Origin of the sequence: Streptomyces sp. NBC_00876, assembly GCF_045207435.1 — a bacterium.
In the GTDB taxonomy this organism is placed as follows: Bacteria; Actinomycetota; Actinomycetes; order Streptomycetales; family Streptomycetaceae; genus Streptomyces.
On record NZ_CP108800.1, the window covers coordinates 7604880 to 7624215 of the forward strand.

General features: G+C 71.8%; 7 protein-coding genes. 2 read left to right on the forward strand and 5 right to left on the reverse strand.

The window, feature by feature from the left end:
* Positions 1-2: 2 nt before the first annotated feature.
* From OG782_RS33290 to OG782_RS33305, 4 genes are all read right to left on the reverse strand, one after another.
* The gene (locus OG782_RS33290; protein WP_406457422.1) at positions 3-1688 is read right to left on the reverse strand and encodes a phytoene desaturase family protein; all 1686 of its coding nucleotides are present in this window, start codon (positions 1686-1688) and stop codon (positions 3-5) included.
* Positions 1675-11001: an amino acid adenylation domain-containing protein gene (locus OG782_RS33295; RefSeq protein ID WP_406457424.1), complete on the reverse strand. Its 9327-nt coding sequence runs from the start codon at positions 10999-11001 to the stop codon at positions 1675-1677. The genes OG782_RS33290 and OG782_RS33295 overlap by 14 nt, the downstream gene beginning before the upstream one ends.
* 147 nt (positions 11002-11148) lie before the next feature.
* Positions 11149-12054, reverse strand: a complete 906-nt coding sequence (locus OG782_RS33300; protein WP_406459413.1) for a sterol desaturase family protein — start codon at positions 12052-12054, stop codon at positions 11149-11151.
* Between the two features lie 119 nt (positions 12055-12173).
* On the reverse strand, positions 12174-13187 hold the full coding sequence (locus OG782_RS33305; protein ID WP_406457426.1) for an ISAs1 family transposase: 1014 nt from the start codon (positions 13185-13187) through the stop codon (positions 12174-12176).
* Between the two features lie 766 nt (positions 13188-13953).
* Here OG782_RS33305 and OG782_RS33310 point away from each other — a divergent pair.
* Both OG782_RS33310 and OG782_RS33315 read left to right on the forward strand, forming a co-directional pair.
* Entirely contained in the window at positions 13954-15864 is a 1911-nt protein-coding gene (locus OG782_RS33310) for an alkyl/aryl-sulfatase (RefSeq protein WP_406457428.1), read from the forward strand.
* 190 nt (positions 15865-16054) lie between these two features.
* Positions 16055-17962: an alkyl/aryl-sulfatase gene (locus OG782_RS33315; protein ID WP_406457430.1), complete on the forward strand. Its 1908-nt coding sequence runs from the start codon at positions 16055-16057 to the stop codon at positions 17960-17962.
* 62 nt (positions 17963-18024) lie between these two features.
* Here OG782_RS33315 and OG782_RS33320 read toward each other — a convergent pair whose 3' ends face one another.
* Positions 18025-19248, reverse strand: coding sequence for a TetR/AcrR family transcriptional regulator (locus OG782_RS33320; protein WP_406457432.1), 1224 nt, complete (start codon positions 19246-19248; stop codon positions 18025-18027).
* Between the last annotated feature and the right edge of the window lie 88 nt (positions 19249-19336).

Below are 19336 nucleotides of genomic sequence, written 5' to 3' on the forward strand. Positions count from 1 at the left end.
GGTCATTCGGCCACCGCCGCCTTCCCGGCGTCGCCCCGCTGTTCGAGTCGTGGCAGCCGGCCCAGCTTCCCGGGATGCCACGGCCCGGCACCCTCGCTCGGCCAGGCCCGGAACTCCCGGCCCAGCTCGTCGCAGAGGAACTGGACCGCGTACCGGCCGCTGGTCGCGGCCCGGATCAGGCCGCCCATCCCGGTCCACTGCCCGGCCATCGAGAAGCCGCTCAGCCCCGGCAGCCGCATCCGGTCCCGGTCCACCAGCGCGGTCGACACGTCGTCGGCCTCGGAGAACGCCTTCCAGGCCAGGATGCTGCCGTAGGTGTTGCCGGTGTACCGCTCCGTCGTCGCCGGCGTCGCCACGTCCACCAGCTCGATCCGCTCCTCGAGGCCCGGATGACGCTCGGCCAGGAAGCCCCGCAGGAAGTCGACGACCTCCTGCTTGCGCTCCCGGTACGCCCGCCGGTCCGCCTTCCGCAGATCCTGCCAGGACCGGTGGTCGGTGAAGTACGTGCAGTGCAGCACCGACTTCCCGGCCGGCGCGAAGCCGTCGGCGTAGTCGGACCGCCGCTGCACCACCAGACTGTGCTGGAGGCTCCCCGGCAGCGCCGCGCCCCGCTCCGGACCGAGGAGGTACGTGGTGCTGTGTGGCTCACCGGCGGGCAGCGGGCCGTCGATCCCGACGAACGCGGAGACCACCGCCGGGTACAGGTTGTCCGGCCGGTCCAGCAGCTCCGTGTACAGCCGCTCGGTGCGCGGGCTGCTCCACCGCCCCTCCAGCAGCCGGTCCAGCACCGTCGGCCCGTCGCAGGCGGCGATCACATGGTCGGCGAAGTGCTCCTGCCCGTCCCGCAGCCGTACGCCGACCGCCCGCCCGTCCTCGACGAGGATCCGCTCCACCCTGGCGCGGTAGCCGATGTGCCCGCCGAGCCCCGTGTACCGCTCCTCCACCGACCGGGCCAGACCCAGCGAACCGCCCTCCGGGAAGCCCGCGTTGCCGTTGAAGGCGCAGGACATCGTGAAGAGGAAGGGGAGCAGCGGGAAGCCGGTCAGCTCCTGGAGGAACATGTTCGGGAACGCCTGGCGCAGCAGCGGGTCCTCGAAGCGGTCCGCGAACCGGCGCATCGGCGTGGCCGCGGTGCGCCAGTACAGCCGGAACGCCGGCAGGATCGCGAGCAGCGTTCGCGCCTTCTCCGTCAGGGACTTCAGCGGCGGCGGCTTCAGCTCCCAGTGCGGGGCGAGCCCCGCGAAGCGCCTGAGGTCCCGGCAGAACGCCCGGATCAGGCGCTCGTCGCAGGGCGAGAGCTCCAGCAGGTGCTTCTGGAGCCGGTCCGGGTCGTTGTAGAACGTGACGGACCGGCCGTCCTCCGTCACCACCCGGTTGAACTGGTCGAAATGGGTGATCCGCTTCCCGTCCAGCGCCCCGAGCTCGCGCCACACGTCGTTCGCTCCGGTCCCGGGTGCCGTGCCGATCAGCCAGTCGATGCAGTAGTCGAAGAGGTAGCCCTGCCGGGCCCAGGCGGTGCAGCAGCCCCCTGGCAGCACGTGCTTCTCGAAGATCCGGCTCTCCAGCCCACTCATCTGCGCGTAGCAGCCGGCGGCCAGACCCGACATGCCCGCGCCGATGATGATCACCCGGGGCCGCCCGCCGGGAGGCCGGGCCCCCCAACGGGGCCCGCCGTCACGCACGCCCATCCGCGGCACCTCCCGCCAGCAGCGCCTGGACCAGCTCCGCGTTCCCGTCGAGGAACGAGCCGTCGAGCATCTCGGCGTGCCGCCCGTGCCCCTGGCGTACGGTGCACCCGGCGGCGGTGACTCCGTGCCAGCCGCCGAGCTCGTCCGCCGCGAAGCGGAGCAGCTTGTCCTGGTCGGAGATCACCGCGATCGGCGCGCCGAGCACACCGAGCGACGGGTGAGCACCGCAGTGCGCCAGGTACTCGCGGGCCTGCTCCACGGTCTCCCGGGCGACGATCTCGGAACCGGTGTGCCGCCGCAGGTGCTCCGCGAGTTCCGCCTCGAACTCGGCCAGGTGCTCCTCGCCGAGGGCGACGGCCTCGGCGATCCGGTACGAGTCCATGATCAGCACGAGGTCCACCGCGAGGCCCCGCCGCTCCAGCTCCCCGGCGATCTCGAACGCGAGGTTGCCGCCGAGGGAGTAACCGAACAGCGTGTACGGCCCGCCCGGGTGCAGCTCCTCGGCCAGATCCGCGTACCGGGCCGCCTTGTCCGGACCGGACAGGTAGTTGAACGCGGCGAAGCGGTGCTCGGGCAGCCGTGCCGCGAGCTGCCGGTACACCAGCCCGTGCCCGCCTGCGGGCGGCAGGCAGAACACCGTCGCCGCAGGGTCCGCGCCCGGGTTGAACCACAGATACGGCTCGGCGCCGGGCACCCGCCCGGTGACGACGTCCTCCAGGGTGCGGGCCATGCCGTGCAGGGTGCTGGTCCGGAACAGCGGCCCGACCGGCACGGACGCGTTGAACTCGGTCCGCAGGTGGTGGATCAGTTCGATCAGCTTGATCGAACTGCCGCCCGCCTCGAAGAAGTCGTCCCGCAGCCCCGGCCGCTCCAGCCCGAGCAGCGACCGCCAGTGCCCCGCCATCCGCGTCTCGTACAGTGTCACCGGCGGTTCGTACCTCTCCGGTCCCGCCTCCGCGCGCGGCTCCGGCAGCGCGCCGAGATCGACCTTGCCGTTCGCGGTCAGCGGCAGCGTGGACAGCTCCGTGAAGTGCGTCGGGATCAGATACGTCGGCAGCTGCTCCGCGAGGTGGCGGCGCAGCTCCCGGGCGTCGGCCACCGCGCCCGGCGCGGGCACGCAGTAGGCGCACAGCACGTTCTCGCCCGTCTCGTCCGGCCGTACCGTCACGCACACCTGCGCCAGCTCGGGCCGGGCGGCCAGCCGCGTCTCGATCTCCCCGGTCTCCGCCCGGTGGCCGCGCACCTTCACCTGCCCGTCGGCCCGCCCGAGGAGGTGCAGCACCCCCTCCGCGTCCCAGTGCCCGAGGTCCCCCGTCCGGTACAGCCGTACGGGTTCGCCGCCCGGTTCGAGGGTCACGAACCGCTCGGCCGTCCGCTCCGGATCGCCCAGGTAGCGGTCGGCGACGCCGGCGCCGCCGATCCACAGCTCACCGGCCACCCCCGGCGGCACCGGCTCGCCGTTCCGGTCGAGGACGTACAGCTCGCTGTTGGGCAGCGGCCGGCCGACCGGCACCATCCGGCCCGGCTCCAGCCCCTCCGCCGGCCCCTCGTAGTAGGCGCTGTCGATGGTGGCCTCGGTCAGCCCGTACGAGTTGACCACCCGGGTCCCCGGCCCGCACAGCGCGACGAGCCTCCGGTGCTCGCCCGCCCGCCAGGCGTCCGAGCCGACGATCACCAGGCGCATGAACTCCAGGCCCAGCCCCTCCCGCTCGCAGTGCGCCAGCAGCCCGCGCGCCACCGACGGCACGAACTCGCCGCAGTCCACGCCCTCCGCGCGCATGGTCCGGTAGAGCCGCGCGGTGTCGAAGAGGAGGTCCCGGTCGACGAGGACCAGCGTCCCGCCCGAACACAGCGCCCGGACCAGGTCCCCGGTGAACACGTCGAAGGAGACGCCCGCCATCTGCAGGTGCACCCGGACGTCGGTGTCCAGCCGGTACTCCTGCTGCCAGGCGACGAACACCGAGGCCAGGTTGCGGTGGCTGACCCGCACCGCCTTGGGGCGGCCGGTGGAACCCGAGGTGTGGATCACGTATGCCGTCTGGTCGAGGCCCACGGCCGGCTCCGGCCGCTCCTCGGTCCCCGGCCGGTCCAGCTCGTCGAGGGTGACCGGCCGTCCCGGCAGCCGGGCCGCCCGGCCCCGCCGCCCGTCGGTCAGAACCAGCGTGGCCCCGGCGTTCTCCATCAGCTCGGCCAGCCGCTCCGCCGGGTGGTCCGGGTCCAGCGGCAGATACGCGCCCCCGGCCCGCCACACCGCGAGCAGCGCGATCACCAGCTCCGGCGACTTCGCAAGACGCACCGCCACCACCGTCCCGGCACCGACGCCGCGTTCGCGCAGCGAGGCCGCCACGCGCCGCGAGCGCTGGTCCAGCTCCCGGTAGCCGAGCCGCCGCCCGCCCGGCACGGACACCGCGACCGCCTCCGGGAACTGCGCGGCGATCTTCCCGACCAGCTCGTGCACCGGCACGTCGTGGTCGATCCGTCGGCCGACGCCGCCGAACCCGGTGACGATCCGCTCCCGTTCCCCGGCCCCCAGCATCGGCAGCCGTCCCGCCGGGCGCTCGCCCTCCGCGCGGGTCAGGCCGTCGAGGAGGTTCCGGTAGTGCGCGGCCATCCGGCGCACCGTCGCCGCGTCGAACAGGTCGGTGTTGTACTTCAGCACGCAGTGGAAGCGCCCGTCGGACCGGTCCTCGTACGCGGACAGCGTGACATCGAACTGCCCCTCTTCCTCGGGGAGTTCGATGTACTCCAGTGTGTATCCGAAGCGCTCCACGGCCACCTTGTGGGTGAGCAGGATGAACATCGCCTGGAAGACCGCCGAGCGGCTCGGGTCGTGCTGGAGGCCCAACTGCTCCACGAGCAGCACGAACGGGTACTCCTGATTGTCGAGGCCCCCGAGGACCGTGTCCCGCACCCGGCCCAGCAGCTCGGCCACCGACGGCTCCCCGGCCAGGCTCACGTGCAGCGGCAGCGGATTGACGAAGTAGCCGTAGACGGAGGCGAACTCCTCCTCGGTGCGCCCGGTGACGGGGCTGCCGACCACGATCTCGTCCTGCCCCGACCAGCGGTGCAGCAGCAGGTAGTACGCGGTGAGCAGCACCGTGAACACGGTGACGTTGTGCTCCCGGGCCAGCGTCTGCACCCGGGCGCTGAGCTCGTCGTCGAGCTGGAAGAACTCGGAGGCGCCGTTGTCGGTCTGCACCGGCGGGCGCGGCCGGTCGGTGGGCAGTTCGAGCGCCGGGACCTCCCGCGGCAGGTGCTCCCGCCAGTACTCCAGCATCCGCCGCGCCTCGGGCCCGGCCAGGAAGCGGTTCCGCCGGTTGAGGAAGTCCAGGTAGCGGGCCCGGACCGGGGCCAGCTCCGCCGGCCGGCCGGTGCGCAGCCCGTGGTAGACCTCGAACAGCTCCTCGATGAAGGTGAAGGTGGAGATCGCGTCCGAGACGATGTGGTGGACCGCCTTCATCAGCACCCAGCGGTCCGGTGCCCGTCGCAACAGCCGCAGCCGCACCAGAGGATCCCGCTCCAGGTCGTACGGCCTGCGGTACTCCGCTACCAGCCGGGCGCGGACCTCGTCCCAGGGCAGCCCGGACACATCGAGAAGACCGGTGTCGGCGATGGCCTCGGGCCGCACCCGCTGGACCGGACGCCCGTCCTCGGTGGTGATGTTGACGCGCAGGCTCGGATGCCGGGCGATCAGCGTCCGGAAGGCATCGAACAGCAGCTCCGGGTCGAGCTCCGCGCGCACCTCCACCGCGCCGCCGATGTTGTACGCGAAGCCGTCCGGGTTGAGCTGCCGGAGGAACCACAGGGCCTGCTGGTTGTGGGTGAGTGGGTAGCACGCCTCGTCGGTGAACAACTCCACCGCCGTCTCCGCCACCGGACCCCCGGCCGCCGCGAGCTCGGTCAGCCCCGCGTGCAGCCGCTCGGTCAGCTCGCTCACCGGCCCATTGCTGAGCAGCGCCACCACCGGCAGCGAGACCCCCAGCTCGGTGTGGGTCCGGGCCCGCAGCTCCATGGCGAGCAGCGAGTCCAGACCGAGCGAGCCGAGCCGGGCGTCCGCGTCGACCAGCTCCGGCCGCACCCGCAGCACACCCGCCGCGAGGGCCGAGAACCGCTCGGCCACCAACGCCGTACGCGCTGCCTCGTCGGCGGCGCGGAACGCGTCGAGCAGACTGCCGCCCTGCCCCGCCGGGACCTCCCGCGCCGCCGCGGCGGCGAGCGCCGACACCAGCGGCGGCGGGGTGGGATACCAGGACAGGAACACCGGCCAGTCCAGCACCGCGGCCACCAGCAACTGGGCCCGGTCCTGCCCGATCACCCGCTCCAGGACCGCCATGCCCGCCTCCGGCGCCAGCGAGCTCATCCCGCGCGCGTCCCGGTAGTGGGCGACCAGCCCGAGCTCCTCGATCATGCCGGTGGCCCACGGCCCCCAGTCCAGGCTGAGCGCGGGCAGACCGAGCGCCCGGCGGTGATGGGCGAGCGCGTCCAGGAACGCGTTCCCGGCCGCGTAGTTGACCTGACCGGCCGTGGTCAGCAGCGAGGCGACCGACGCGAACAGTACGAAGTGCTCGACCGGCTCGTCGCGCAGCAGCCGGTGCAGCAGGTACCCGCCGTGCACCTTCGGCCCGTAGCCCGCGTCGAACGCTTCGCGGTCCAACGACGGCAGCAGGACGTCCCGCACCTGTCCCGCGAGGTGGAACACGCCCCGCACCGGCGGCAGACCGGCGGCCCGACGCCCGGCCAGCCAGCCCTCCATGGCCGCTGCGTCGGTCACGTCTACCGCGGCGACCAGCACCTCTGCGCCGAGCGCTTCGAGCTCGCGCAGGAACGCGACCCGCCGCCCCTCGGGGCCGCCCGGATCGAGCCCCCGCCACGCGCCGCGCTCCGGCACGCCGGTGCGGCCGAGCAGGACCAGGCGCCGGGCCCCGCGCCGTACCAGGGTGCGGCAGAGCAGCCGCCCCAGCGCCCCGAACGCGCCCGTGACCAGATAGGCGCCGTCCGCGCGCAGCCGCAGCGGCAGCGGACGGGTCAGCCCCGCGGGCGGACGCAGCCGGCTGAGGTGCCGCCGCCCGGACCGCAGCGCGATCTCGCCCTCGCCGTCGTCCGCCGTGAGCGCGCGCAGCAGCACCTCGGCCTCGCCGGGACCCCCGGCCGGGTCGAGATCGATCAGTTTGCCGCTGTGACCGGTGAGCTCCTGCTGCCACAGCACCCGGCCGATGCCCCAGGCGGGCGCGCCGAACGGCTCCACCGGCTCGCCCGGCACCACCGCCTGGGCGCCCCGGGTGACGATGTGCAGACGCCCCTCCGGGCACGCCTCGGGCAGCACCTGGGCGAGCAGGACGAGCGAGTAGCCGCCGACCGTGCCGATCCCGTCGAGGTCCGCCGCGCCGACCGTGTCCAGCGGGGGCAGATCGAGGTTCCACAGATGCACCACGGCTCCGAACCCCGGCCCGAGTTCGTCGAACAGCCTGCGCAGATCGGCCGCCGAATCGGGTCGCACGGTCATGTGCCGGGCCCCGCTTCGGTATCGGCTGCCCGGGCGGACCAGCCGGCACCGCCCGCCGCGCGCCACGACCGCCTCGGCCATCCGCGCGCCGAGTCCGCCCTCGTCGGCGAAGACCACCAGGTCGGGCGCGGGGGAGCCGTCGGGACCGTCCCCGGTCCCCTCGGCGGTCCCGCCGTCCTCCGGCGCCTCGGTGGGCGTCTCCTCCCAGACCACCTCGGCCAGCCAGCCGTCGATGGTGCCGAGCTTCACCGAGGAGGCCACCCGGTCCACCGCCGCCGCGCGGAAGCCGCTGATCCGGCCGAGCGGCGTCCCGTCCTCGGCGTACAGGGCGAGGTCGCCGACCAGTTCCTCGTCGCTCTCCGCGGTCACCGTCGCGTGCGCCCACAGGGCCCGGTCGCCGACCGCGTCCAGCCGCAGCTCCGCGATGCCGACGGGCAGCCGGATCCCGGCGGACCGGCCGTCGTCCGGCGTCATCGCGGTGAGCATGGTCTGGAAGCAGGCGTCCAGGAGCACGGGGTGCACATGGCAGTCCGCGGCCCCGTCGCCCATGCCCGGGGTGGGCCGGATCAGCGACAGCGCCTCGCCAGGCGCCGTCCACACCTCGTCGATCGCCCGGAACGCCGGGCCGTAGTGGTAGCCGAGCGCCGCCAGCTCGCCGTAGCATGCCTCCCGGTCGAGCCGACGCCCCGCCCGCGCCCGTACCGCGTCCGTGTCCAGCGGTTCCGCGAGCCGGCGTGGCTGCCCGGTGCGGACGACCCCGCTCGCGTGGACCGTACGGTCCGGAGCCCCGGTCCCGGAACCGGCGAGGGAGGCGATGGTGAACCCGGCCTCCTCCGGTGCGAAGGCGAGCTGGACGGTCGTCGCCTCGCCGTCGGGCAGGAACAGGGCCCGGGAGAACTCGACGTCGGCCAGGGTCGCCGTGTCGCCGCCGGTCAGCGCCCGGACCGCCTGCGCGGCCATCTCCAGGTACCCGGCGGCCGGGAAGACCGTGCTGTCCTCGATCCGGTGGTCGGCCAGGTACGGCAGCCGCTCGGTGTCCAGGCGGCTCTCCCAGGTCGGCTGCAGCGCGGAGGTCCGCCGGCCGAGCAGCGGGTGGTCCAGCCGGCCGAGCCGGATCTGCTCCACCGGCGCGGGCTCCACCCAGTACCGCTCCCGCTGCCACGGATAGCCCGGCAGCGGCACCGGCCGCCCCACGGGCTGGAGCACCGACCAGTCCACGTCGACGCCCAGCGTGTACAGCTCCGCGAGGGAGCGGGCGAACCGCTCGGGCTCGTCCTCCCGGCGCCGGATCGACGGCAGCGTCACCCCCTCGACGGCCCGGCCCTCCAGGCACTCCCGGATCGAGTGGCCGAGCACCGGGTGCGGACCGATCTCCAGGAACAGCGTGTACCCGTCGTCGACCAGCCGGTCGACCGCGGCACGGAACCGGACGGGCCGCCGGACGTTCTCCCACCAGTACGCGGCGTCCAGCTCCGGCCCCCGCGCACGCCCCTCGCGGGCGGTCAGATACAGCGGGAGACCGGCGGCGCGCGGTGCGATCCCGGCCAGGGCCTCGTGCAGCTCGGCCTCGATCGGGTCCATCCGCACGCTGTGGTACGGCACTTCGACGTCGAGGAACCGGGCGAAGACCTGCTCCCGCTCCAGCCGCCCGGCGAGCTCCCCGAGGGTGTCCCGGTCCCCGGACAGCGTCACCGACGCCGGGCTGTTCACGGCGGCGACCGACACGTGGTCCCGGTACGGGCGGACCAGCCGCTCGGCCTCCTCCTCGGACAGGTTCGCCGCCAGCATCACGCCGGTGCCCGCGAGCCGGTGCTGGAGGGCGCTGCGCGCCAGCGCGATCCGGACGGCGTCCTCCAGGCCGTACACCCCGGCCTGGTGGAAGGCCGCGATCTCGCCGGTGCTGTGCCCGACGACGGCGTCCGGCCGCACCCCGTGATGTTCCCACAGCGCCGCGAGCCCCGCCTGGACGGCGAAGTTGGCGGGCTGGGCGAGCCAGGTCTCAGCCATCCGGGACTCAGCCTCGGGCCGGGTCAGCTCGTCGAGCAGCGACCAGCCCGCCTGGCGCCGGACCTCCCGATCGCAGCGCTCGACCGCCTCCCGGAACACGGGCTCGGCGTCCAGGAGCTCGCGCCCCATGCCCCACCACTGCGGCCCCATGCCGGTGAACACCCACACCAGCCGCTGCGCGCCGGGCTCCCGGATGCGGCCCCGCACGGCCCGGGGGTGCTGCTCCCCGTGCTCGCAGGCGGCCAGTACCTCGTCGAGGGAGCCGGGCGGGCCGAGGGGGGAGTGGACGACGGCGAGGCGCTCCTCGAAGTGCTGGCGGCGGTGGGCCAGGGTGTGCCCGAGGTCCGCGAGGGGCACTCCGGCGGCAAGTTCGCGGCGGACGCCCGCGGCCAGTTCGGCCGGGCCCGACGCGTGCCGGGCGCTCAGCGGGAGGACCGAGCGGGCGGGCGTCCGGGCCGTCGCGCGCGGCTCCTCCGGCGGGCTGGGCGGCGCCTCCTCCAGCAGGACGTGGGCGTTGGTGCCGCCGAAGCCGAAGGAGTTGACGCCTGCCCGCGCGGGTCCCTCGTGCTCCGGCCAGTCGACCGGTGCGGTCGGGATCTCGAAGGGCAGCGCGGCGAAGTCGATGGCGGGGTTGGGCTGTTCGAGGTTCAGGTGCGGTGGGATGCGGCGGTGCCGGAGGGCCAGCGCCGTCTTGATCAGGCCCGCGACGCCGGCGGCGGCCTCCGTGTGCCCGATGTTGGTCTTGACCGAGCCGACGTAGCACCGCGCCCCGGGCGCCCGGCCCTGCGCCAGCACCCGGCCCAGCGCCCGCGCTTCGATCGGGTCGCCGACGGGGGTGGAGGTGCCGTGCGCCTCGACGTACTGGAGGCTGCCCGGTGTCACTCCCGCCTCGGCGCAGACCCGCTCGATGAGCCTGGCCTGGGCGTCGGCGCTGGGCACGGTGATGCCGTTGGTGCGTCCGTCCTGGTTCACCCCGCTGCCGATCACCACGGCGTGCACCGGGTCGCCGTCGCGCAGCGCGTCCGAGAGGCGCTTGAGCGCCACGACGCCGACGCCCTCGGCCCGTACGTAACCGTCGGCGGAGGCGTCGAAGGCGCGGGAGCGTCCGTCGGGGGAGAGGAAGCCGCCCTTGGTCTCGGCGATGGTGTACTGCGGCGCGAGGTGCAGCAGGGTGCCTCCGGCCAGGGCGAGTTCGCTCTCGCCGCGCTGCAGGCTCTGGCAGGCCAGGTGGACCGCGACCAGGGAGGAGCTGCACGCGGTGTCGATCGAGACGCTGGGGCCGCGGAAGTCGAGGCAGTGCGAGATGCGGTTCGAGACCATCGTCATCATCGTGCCGGTCGCGGTGTGCGCGGCCAGCGTCTCGAAGCCGAGGTCGGCGAACTGCAGGATCTTGTAGTCCAGGGTGAAGGCGCCGATGAAGACGCCGACGTCCCGCCCGGCCAGTTCGGCGGGCCGCTGCCCGCCGTCCTCCAGCGCCTCCCAGGACACCTCCAGGAGCTTGCGCTGCTGCGGGTCCATGTGCTCGGCCTCGCGCGGGCTGATCCCGAAGAAGTGGGGGTCGAACTCGTCGAAGCCGTCGATGTAGCCGCCCCGGCCGCCGGTCAGCCGGCCCGGCTTGGCCCGGTCGCGGCTGCCGAGGGTCGTGGTGTCGTACCGGTCGGCCGGGGTGGGGACGAGACAGTCCCGGCCTTCGATCAGATTGCGCCAGAAGGACCGGTGGTCACCCGCGTGTCCGGGGAGCCGGCAGCCGATGCCGATGATGGCGACCTTGTCGCGGTGGGCGGCGCTGGGTGAGTCCGTCATGGTCCAATCCGGTGGAGACGACGCCTCGGTACGGGCCGGGCGGGGGTGTATGGGGGCACGACGCCGGTACGGCGCGGTACGGCGCGGTACGGCGCGGTACGGCGCGGGGAGGTCGCGGTACGGAGCGGGTGTGCGCGGTACGGGGGACTACGCGGTGTGGGGCGGGCGGCGCACGGGGTGGAGCAGGCTGGCGACGATCGAGCCGGTCTCCGGGAACGTGGCGCGGTCCTTGACACCGACGATCGCCGGGCGGCGGTCCGGTCGCCAGGTGAAACTGCCGAAGAGGCGGTCCCAGACCGAGAGGTCCACGCCGAAGTGACCGGCCTCGGCCAGGTCGGCGCTGTGGTGCAGCCGGTGTTGCTCGGGGCTGGCCAGAACGTGGTGGAGCGGACCGAGTCGGACGTCCACGTTCGCGTGCACGAAATAGCCTTGGACAAGGGTGAAGAGCGCCACCGCGAAAAGGCAGTCGGCGGAGAATCCGAGAAATCCCAGTGTCAATTGGACCGCGCCCTGTTTGAAGGCGACATCCAGTAGGTGGTTGACGCCGTTATTGGCGACGTTCACCTTTCCCGGGACGTGATGAATTCCGTGTACCTTCCACAGCCACCGATTGGAATGCGCCCAGCGGTGGGCGAGGTAGCCGGTCAGTGAGGAGGCCAGCAGCGCGAGGGGCACCTCGGCCCCGAGCGCGAGCCCCGGTCCCGTGACGGGGGTCGCGGCCAGAACGGCCGCGACGACCGACTGGCCGAGCACGGCGCCGGCCATGGTGAACCCGAAATAGGCTGCGTACCAGCACAGTTCCCGGCCGCTTGGGTGCCAGTCGGTCCGGTGCGGGATCAGCCGCTCCAGCGCCGCGAGATAGACGATGGTGCCGATCAGGAAGAGCTGGACGGCCCGGCCCCGGTCCCAGTCGAAGCGCAGAACCGAGGTGAAGAGCCAGACTGCGGACAGGAGCAGAATCGGGTAAGCGGCATAGCGGAGACACTCGCGGGCGGACGCGCCGGTGGTCCGCGCATTCGCCGGCAGCGACCCCGTATCGGGTCGATCTTCCATGCGGAGAATCTCCATCACATCCGAATAGGGAGTTCGCAGAGTAGCAGCGGACGTGAGGGGACGTGAATGAGTGAACGGCGTTTTTTGGCCAGCACGGTAAGGGGGCGCACGAGGGTAATTTATAAGAAGAAGTTCTTTTTATTGTTCGCTGCCCGTAGGGGCGGGGTGGAGGGCACGGGGTGCCGGTGACCGGAAGTAACGATTCCGCACTCGCGTGGGCGGCGCCGGCCATGCCGGTCGCCACCCGCGTAAAGAGCGGATACCGCGGGGTCCGGGCCCGGCGGATATGCCCGAAACCATCGCCCCGTGGGGGTGCGTGTGGGGCCACGGGCGGAACGCGAGCTGTACAACTCGGGCGGCCGGACCGCACAGGAGCCCGCAAGGAGAGAATTGCCCGGGTATACAGGCCCACCCAACCTGGCGGCACCGTCCTGGCGGTGAATCCCGATGGCGAGGTTGCGCAGGGAGGCCATGGTGCGGGGCAGATGACCGGTGCGGAGCTTGGAGTCGTCCTCGCGGAAGGTCCGGTCGCGGACGTGGTGCAGAGGGTTCTCGATGCCCCAGTGGCCTCTGATCCAGGAAGCGAGTTCGGGGCCGGTCGCGGCGCCGGGGGCGAGGCTGGTGATCAGGTGGATCCGCTCGATCGTGAGTTCTCCGGTGGCCCGGTCCAGGCGCCACCGGGCGATCTGGAGGGCCTGTTTCGCGTCGGGGTGGTCGAGGTGATCAAAGGCGGCGGCCTTCAGCCTGCGGATCTCGATGCGGTGGTGGGCGCGGGTGCGGTCGTAGTGCTCCAACGGCATGTCCCGCCAGGGCGGATGACGCACCCGGTCGTGGAGCTTGGCGTGGTTCTTCTTCACGATCGCCAGGTAGTGGGCCCCGCGGGAGCGGAGGTAGGCGCCGTGGGCGTGCTGGGTGTGCAGCGCGTCAGCGGTGATCGCGACGCCGTCCAGATTCTCGATCGCATCCAGCGGGGGTGCGAAGGCGGGGATCTCGTTGCTCTTGTCGGCGATCTGCCGCTGGGCCAGGACGGTGCCGGTGCTCCATCGCGACGAACAGGACCACCGCGGTCTTCTCGGTCGTGCGTGAGCCGCGCACCGCCTTGCCGTCCACCGCGACAGCCCGACGGCCCGCATGCGGGGCCCGCTCACCGTCCGGGGAGGTCTGGTTGAGGCGGGTGTCGAGGAAGGCGCCGATGGCCCGGTCCAGGACATCGCCGTCGAGACGTTCCAGAAGGCGACGGACGGTCGCAATATGCGGGATGGGGATCTGCCCGGTGAGCGGGCCGGGGGCAAAGCACTGACAGTCCGCCGGTCAATCTGCCCTCTCCACCCTGCAGTGACCAGAGATGCTGGAGCGATCCTCACCGCCAGGACGGCGATCCTGGGGACCAGTTGGGGACCACACGGTACGTGCGGTGGTGCACGATGCATGCCTACACGCACAACTCGCACCCGGATTAAGTCCGCTCTATCCAGAAAATACCCTTGACCCTCACTCCTGGGGGTCAAGGGGTCGCAGGTTCAAATCCTGTCGTCCCGACTCGAATGAGTCGCAGGTCGGAGGTCGCTTTCGGAGAAATCCGGAGCGGCCTCTCGGTCGTTTCGGGGACCGATCGGGTCGGCGGTCAGTGCGCGGGAGCGCGTGCATGGTCGAGCCGCCCGGCTCCGGCGCGGCACGAAGCGAGCGACAGCGGATCGGCCGACGCCTGCGCCGATGCTTCCGCCGATCCCGAGCGCGCCGCAGGGGATCGAGCGCCGTGTACGCACCGGCGGCTCCCTCTGGACGAGCCAACGCTCACCCGAACGGACTACCCGTCTGGCCGACCGGAAACCGCCGCACGAGGCTCGAAGCCAGGGCGTGCCGGAATCCCCCGCCTCGCCCGTGACGGAGAGGAAGACCATGGCCGACTCGTCCAAGCCCGCCAGCGCCGCAACCGCGGCCGTCAACCGGGAGGCGCTCGCCCGGTACGCGATGGAGGACCGGCAGGACTTCGCCGACCGCGACCGGGGCTTCATCGCCCCGCTGCCCGACAAGCTGTACGGCGGGGACGGCCGGGTGATCTTCGACGCGGCGCGGTTCGACTACATCGGCGACGACGTTCCCGCCCCCGACACGGTGAATCCGAGTCTGTGGCGGCAGTCGCAGCTGATCCGGAAGGGCGGCCTCTACAAGGTGGTCGACGGGGTCTACCAGGTCCGCAACAACGACATCGCGAACCTCACCGTCATCGAGGGCGAGACCGGTCTGGTCGTCGTCGACTGCATGGCCTCCGTCGAAGCGGCCAGCCAGGGCATGAGCATGATCCGGGAGCACGTCAGCGACAAACCCGTCGCCGCCGTCATCTACACCCACACCCACATCGACCACTACGGAGGCGTCAAGGGTGTGGTGAGCGCCGAAGACGTCGCCTCGGGGAAGGTGCCGATCATCGCACCGGGCACCATCGCCTCCTTCGACAAGCACGCCATCGGCGAAAACGTGATCGCGGGCAACGCCATGTCACGCCGTGCGGGGTACGCCTTCAACAGCCTGCTCGACAACGGCCCGACGGGCTGCGTCACCTGCGGCATCGGCATCTCCACCGTGCCGGGCGTCACGGTCTCGTACATCTCGCCGACCGACCCCGTCACGAAGACCGGTGAGAAGCGCGAACTGGGCGGCCTGGAGTTCGAGTTCCTGTACGCCCCGGACACCGAGGCGCCTGAGGAGATGCACATCTGGATTCCTCAGCTCGGGGCTCTCACCTGCGCGGAGAACGCCAATCACTCCCTGCACAACATCCAGACCCTGCGCGGTGCGCGGACCCGGGACGCCCGCAACTTCGCCCGCTACCTCGACGAGACCCTGGAGCGCTGGGGTGACGAGGCCGCGGTCCACTACGGGCCGCACACCTGGCCCGTCTGGGGAAACGAGCAGATCACCTCGTTCCTGGAGTCGCAGCGCGACACGTACAAGTACATCCACGACCAGGCGCTCCGGCTCGCGAACAAGGGGTACACGCCGCTGGAGGCGGCCGAGGTCGTCGAGCTGCCGGAGGAACTGGGCCGCAAGTGGTTCAACCGCGGGTACCACGGCACGCTCCACCATGATGTCCGGGCCGTGTTCACCAAGGAACTCGGCATGTGGGACGGCGATCCCGTCTCCCTCCACCCGCACCCCCCGACCGAGACGGCCCGCCGCCTCACCGACCTGATCGGTCCCGAGCGGATCCTCGCCGAGGGGCGCCGCTCGTTCGACGCCGGCGACTACCGGTGGGCCGCCCAGATCCTGCACGCCCTGGTGTTCGCCGATCCGGAGAACACCGAGGCGAGGAACCTCCAGGCCGACGCCTACGAGCAGATGGGCTACCAGGCCGAAGGGCCCCAGTGGCGGGGCATCTTCCTCACCGCCGCCAAGGAACTCCGCGAGGGTGTGCTGCCGGCGGCGTTCGCCACGGCCAGCCCGGACTCGATCCTGGCCATGCCGGTCGACATCCTCTTCGACTACGTCGCCGTCCATCTCATCGGCGACAAGGCCGCCACCGCCGACCTACGCGTCGACTTCCACTTCACGGACGCCGGGGCCGAGGAGACATGGACGATGTGGGTGCGCCGAGGGGTGCTCAACGCCCGCCGCGGAGCATCGCCCGAGGCGCAGCTCACGGTCGCCGGTCCCAAGGCCGCACTCGTCGGCACTCTTCTCAAGCCGGCGAGCGCCCCTCAGCTGGCCCGGGCGGGACAGATCACCCTGAACGGTGACGAGACCGTTCTTCAGACGCTGGCCGGGCTGCTCGACGACTTCGACCCCGACTTCCCCATCGTCACTCCCTGACCGCCGAAGTCGCGGGGCCGGTGCGCGTGACCGGGCACCGGCCCCGCACGGTCCGCTGCCCTGGCGCGGGGCTGCGGCGGCGAGCAGTCAGGGCGATCACGTCGTGCGGTGGCGGCGGAGTGCGCAGCCCAATAGCGTCCGAGTTGTTGCATATATAGCATTTTGCGGTTTCGTTCAAGGGATGGAGATCATGGTGGCTGGTTCACAGCAGGCGTCGTCCTTCACGGCAGCGGTCAACAAGTCGGCGTCGGCGTCCTACGCGATGGATGACCGTGAGGACTTCGCCGACGTCGACCGCGGGTTCGTCGCCGCCTTCCCGGAGAAGCTCTACAGCGACGAGGGCGAACTACTGCGGGACGGGCGGATGCTCGACTACGTCACGGACGACGCACCGGCCCCGGACTCGGTGAACCCGAGCCTGTGGCGGCAGTCCCAGCTGATCAGGAGGGAGGGCCTGTACAAGGTCGTCGACGGCCTCTACCAGGTGCGGCTGAGCGCGAACATCACGATCGTCGACGCCCCGGACGGTCTTGTCGTGATCGACTTCGGTACCGACATCGGACTGGCGAAGGCCGGCCTGGAGCTGTTCCGGCGCGAGACCGGGAACGACAAGCCGGTGGTGGCCGCGATCTACACCCACACGCACTTCGACCACTACGGCGGGATCAAGGGGATCGTCGACGAGGCCGACGTCACCTCGGGGAAGATCCCGATCGTCGCACCGGGCACGATCGAGTCGTTCAACAAGCACGCGATCGGCGAGAACGTCATCACGGGCAACGCGATGTCCCGGCGGATGGCGTACACCTTCGGCCTGTTGCTGCCGCACTGCGACTGCGGGGTGGTCACCGGTGGCATCGGGTCCGAGGACGACGGGTTCCGTACGAAGTTCAGCTACATCCCGCCCACCGACCCCATCACGCGGACGGGTGAGACGCGTACGCTCGGAGGCTGGACGTTCGAGTTCCTCTACGCCCCGGACACCGAGGCGCCGGAGGAGATGCACATCTGGATCCCCGCGATCAAGGCCCTCACCTGCGCCGAGAACGCCAACCACACCATGCACAACATCCAGACCATCCGCGGTGCCCGCACCCGCGACGCCCGGAACTTCGCCCGCTATCTGGACGAGACCCTGGTCCGTTGGGGCGAGGAGGCCGTGGTCCACTACGGACCCCACACCTGGCCGGTGTGGGGAAACGAGAACGTCGTCGCGTTCCTGGAGTCCCAGCGCGACATGTACAAGTACATCCACGACCAGGCGCTGCGCCTCGCCAACCAGGGGCTGACGCCCCTGGAGGCCGCCGAGATCGTCGAACTGCCCGACGCGCTGGGCAAGAAATGGTTCAACCGCTACTACCACGGCGGGCTGCACCACAACGTCCGCGCCGTCTTCCACAAGGAACTCGGCTTCTGGGACGGGGATCCGGCCACCATCATGCCGCTGCTTCCCCAGGACCACGCCAGGCGGCACGTCGGCCTGATCGGCCGCGACAGGATCCTGAAGGAGGGCCGCGACGCGATCGAGGGCGGCGACTACCGGTGGGCCGTCCAGGTCCTGCACCATCTCGTCTTCGCCGACCCCGACGACACCGAAGGCAAGAACCTCCAGGCCGACGCGTACGAACAGCTCGGCTACCAGGCCGAAGTCCCGCAGTACCGGGCCATCTTCCTCACGGCGGCGCAGGAACTCCGCGAGGGCGTACGGGCGGAGGGCGGGGTCCACACCGACAGCATCGACACGATCCTGGCGATGCCCGTCGATCTGCTCTTCGACTTCGTCGGCGTCCACATCGACGGCACCAAGGCCGCCGACGCCGACATCCGGATCGACTTCACTTTTGCCGACTCCGGCGGTGACTGGACCATGTGGGTGCGCAACGGGGTACTCAACGCGCGCCCCGGCCACGCCGGCGACGCGCAGCTGACGGTGAAGGGCCCCAAAGCCGCGCTCGCCGCGCTCCTGCTGGCACCCGGCTCCGCAGCCGATGCCATCGAGCGGCACGGGCTGATCGCCGAGGGTGACCTGGCGGCGCTCACCGCACTCGGGGCCGTGGTCGAGACGTTCGACCCCCACTTCGCCATCGCCACCCCGTAACAGCGAGGCGCCGGATCCTGCCGGGGCGCCGCACGGCCCCGGCAGGATCCGGACGCGGGACCCTACGCCGGGTCGGCCGCGCTCTGTGCGAGCAGTACGGCGCTGCCGATCTCGGTCAGACGGTCGGCGAGGTCGGGGCGATCGCCGGAGGCGCCGGTCCGGGCGGCGTTGTCGATGACGGTGAGAACGGCGGAGACGGTGATCCTCGCCTCTGCCGGGTCGAGACCCGGGCGTACCTCGTCCAGCAGCCTCACCCAGAGCCCGAGATACTCGCGCTGGGTCTGCCGCGCCCCCTTGCGCTCCTTCTCCGGCAGCTGGTCGAGCTCGCCGATCAGCAGACCGATCAGATGGCTCTGGTCCACGGCGAACTCGACGTACGAGCGCAGCAGCCGATCCAGCGTCTCGCGCGGGGTGCCCGGAGCGGACAGGGCCCGTGCCGTGCCTGCCCTGCGCTGCTCACCGCCCCGCACCACGGCGGCGACCAGCAGGTCGGTCTTGGTGGGGAAGTGCTTGTAGATGCTCGGGCCCGTCGCCCCGGCGGCCTCGCCGATGTCGTCGGTGCTCACCGACTGGAAGCCCCGCTCGTCGAAGAGCCGGATGGCCTCGACGAGGATCTCCTCGCGCCGGGACACCGCGAGACCGGCGTAGCCGCCCGGAGGCGGTGCGGCCCCGTGGGACGGACCGGTTCCCAGGGGGCAGTGCGCCGCGGCGTACGCGAGCCGGTAGAGCAGAGCCTCGAAGCGGCGGCGGGGGAGCGACGTACGGTGCCAGGAGACGGAGCCGTACACGGCAAGGACGGCCCAGGCCAGCAACTGCCGGTCGGCGTGGCCGAGTTCGGGCCGCGCCTCGTGGATCAGACCGCCGATTGCCTCGGCGACACCGTTGAGCGCGTGACGCTGTTCCTTGCGCCGGTCCTCCGGCAGATGGCGCGCCTCGCGCTGCCACAGGACGGCCGACCCGCGACGGTCCGGTGTCTCGGACGCCGATGCGCGCAGATAGGTGTCGAGGTCCGGCGCTGCCGCGACGGAGGCGGCGACAGCTGCGACGGTGGAGTCCACGACGTGGAGCAGTAGGTCGGGTTTGCCGCGGAAATGGCGGTAGAGCGCCGGGGCGGTGATCCCGACATCGGTCGCGACATCGGCCAGCGAGACGTTGTGGTAGCCACGGCTACGGAAGAGCTCGGCCGCGGCGGCGATGATCCGGGCCTTGCGGTCGGGAGGCCTGCGCGCGGGTCTCCGCCTCGTCCCGTCGGTCTGCATCCCCGCGCGTCCCTCACTGTCGGTCATCTGGGAAAAGTACAACATCGCCGTCGCCCGGTGATCACATGCTCACCCTGCCTGTCTCACTCGGACGCGCTACAGGACTGCCGAGGTA